Source organism: Romboutsia sp. 13368, assembly GCF_018336475.1.
Classification (GTDB): Bacteria; Bacillota; Clostridia; order Peptostreptococcales; family Peptostreptococcaceae; genus Romboutsia.
On record NZ_CP048741.1, the window covers coordinates 2,033,043 to 2,035,812 of the forward strand.

2 protein-coding genes are annotated in these 2,770 nt (G+C 23.5%); both read left to right on the forward strand.

Translation table 11 applies throughout. The annotated features are described in order from the left end of the window. Nucleotides 1-84 precede the first annotated feature (84 nt). Complete coding sequence (locus G3997_RS08430) at nucleotides 85-1,479, forward strand: MBOAT family O-acyltransferase (protein WP_330616130.1); 1,395 nt, start codon at nucleotides 85-87, stop codon at nucleotides 1,477-1,479. Between the two features lie 20 nt (nucleotides 1,480-1,499). Next, nucleotides 1,500-2,621, forward strand: a complete 1,122-nt coding sequence (locus G3997_RS08435; RefSeq protein ID WP_296645350.1) for a DHHW family protein — start codon at nucleotides 1,500-1,502, stop codon at nucleotides 2,619-2,621. Nucleotides 2,622-2,770 lie beyond the last annotated feature (149 nt).

Consider the following 2,770-nt stretch of genomic DNA (forward strand, 5'->3'; position numbering starts at 1 on the left):
AAAGTAAAAAATTATATTTTGAGCAACGGATGTATCCTAAATGCTTCGCCGACACGTCGCTCAAGCGAAGCGAATTTTTTATAATTGAAAGATGGTGATATATTGGTATTTAGTAGTATAACATTTTTATTTTATTTCTTACCCTTAGTTTTATTTTGTTACTATTTAGTTCCATGTAAGTTTAAAAACTTTATTTTACTTTTATTTAGTTTAATATTCTATGCTTATGGAGAACCAATTTATGTTCTTATCATGTTATTTTCATGTATAGTAGATTATACACACGCATTAATTATTGATAAATATAGAGGAACTTATAAGGCAAAGTTTGCTCTTATTTCTTCTATTGTAATAAACTTAAGTTTGCTTGGATTCTTTAAATACAGTGATTTCTTTATATCAATAGTAAATAATTTTACTAATAGTAATATAGCTTTACTTAATATTACATTGCCAATTGGTATAAGCTTTTATACCTTCCAGACAATGTCTTATACTATAGATGTTTATAGAAATGAAGCTCCTGTTCAAAAGGATATAATTTCACTTTCTACTTTTGTTACTTTATTTCCACAACTTGTAGCAGGTCCTATAGTTAGATATTCTGATATATCTCATGATTTAAATAATAGAGTACATAATTTTGATAAATTTTATGAAGGTGTTTATAGATTTATAATTGGGCTATGTAAAAAAGTAATACTAGCTAATAATTTAGGGTTAATATGGTACAGTGTAAAAAGTACACCATATGATACATTATCATTATTAACATCATGGTTAGGTATTATATGCTTTACCCTTCAAATTTACTTTGATTTTAGTGGATATAGTGATATGGCAATTGGACTTGGTAAAATTTTTGGATTTGATTTTTTAGAAAATTTTAATTTTCCATATATATCAAAATCAATTACTGAATTTTGGAGAAGATGGCATATTTCTTTAGGAATTTGGTTTAGAGATTATGTTTATATACCTCTTGGTGGAAATAGGTGCAAAAAAAGCAGATGGTTTATTAATATATTTATAGTTTGGTTTTTAACTGGTCTGTGGCATGGTGCTAGTTTTAACTTTATATTATGGGGACTTTACTTTGGAATTATTTTAGTATTTGAAAAATTATTCTTATTAGAATATTTAAAAAAGATACCTAAATGGACAAATCATCTTTATACTATGTTTTTAGTTATAATAGGCTTTGTTTTATTTGAAATAGATAATTTAAGTGGTGTATTAAGTTATTTAAACTCTATGTTTAACTTAGGTAATTCTATAGTAGATAAAACATTTTTCTATTATTTAATTCCAAATATATTACTTATATTATTTTCTATCATCTGCGTTACACCTATTGTAAAGAATATTTTAGATAGATATAAGTATATAAGAATTATAGTTTTAGTATTTGGTATGATTTTATCTGTAGCATTTTTAGTAGATGCATCATTTAATCCATTTTTATATTTTAGATTTTAATTTAGGAAGTTGGTGAATTTATGAATAATAAAAAAATAATGCAATTTGTTACGATAGCTTTCTTTCTAATTTTTATATTTAGTGTACCAATTATAACTTTATTTACTGAAGATAAAAAAGTTAGTGAAATTGAAAATAAAATATTAACTCAACTTCCAAAACTATCATGGGATAATATTTCTAGCAAAAGATTTATGAAAAACCTTGATAAGTATTCATCAGATCAATTTCCTTTTAGAAGTAGTTTTATAAAATTAAAAAATAACTATAATTATTTAATTGGACAAAGAGAATTTAGAGATATTTATGTTGGAAAAGATAATAGACTTATGGAAGAATATAATTTTAATAAAGATGCAGTAGATAAAAATATATCTAATATATTGAAACTTTCTTCATTTATGAATGAAAAGCAAAATATAAAATCAACCTTTATGGTTATACCTACTTCTATTGAATTTTATAAAGATGATTTACCTAAATTTTCTATAAATGATAATCAAAAAARTAAATTAGATTATATTAATGATAAATTATCATCATATGATTATTTAAACTTTTATACTCCTTATGAAGTTTTAAATAAAAACAAAGATAAATATATATACTTTAATACTGACCACCATTGGACTCAACTTGGTGCATATATTACATACTTAGATATGTTTAAATACGATTATAATGCTAAAGACCTTTATGATAATTATAATAAGGTGAGTGATAACTTTTTAGGAACTTATTATTCTAAGGCTTTACTTAGTGGTATTAAAGGAGACTTTATATACTCATATTCTAATTTTAATGATTTTAAAATAGAAGTTGATTTTGATAATACTTATAATACTCTTTATGATAAAGATAAACTTAGTGGCAAAAACAAATATCAGTATTTCTTGCATGGAGATCCTGCTTTTGCTGTTATTTACGGAGATAGTAGTATTTCTGATGAGGTTATAGTATTTAAGGACTCTTATGCTCACAGCTTTTTACCTTTTTTAACTAGTAATTACGGTAAAATTCATATTGTTGACCCTAGATATTATAATATTGATTTAGAAGATTATTTAAATAAAAATCCTAATATTAATAATGCTATTTTTATTAATAATATACAGTCGTTAAATTCAAGTTTATACAAATAAAAATTCGCTTCGCTTGAGCGACGTGTCGGCGAAACATTTCGGATAAATCCGTTGCTAAAAAAATCACCCTATACCACTATTTATAATATATTGGTATAGGGTTTTAATATATATTTTTATAATTTTAAAATTACTTTTATTTATAATAT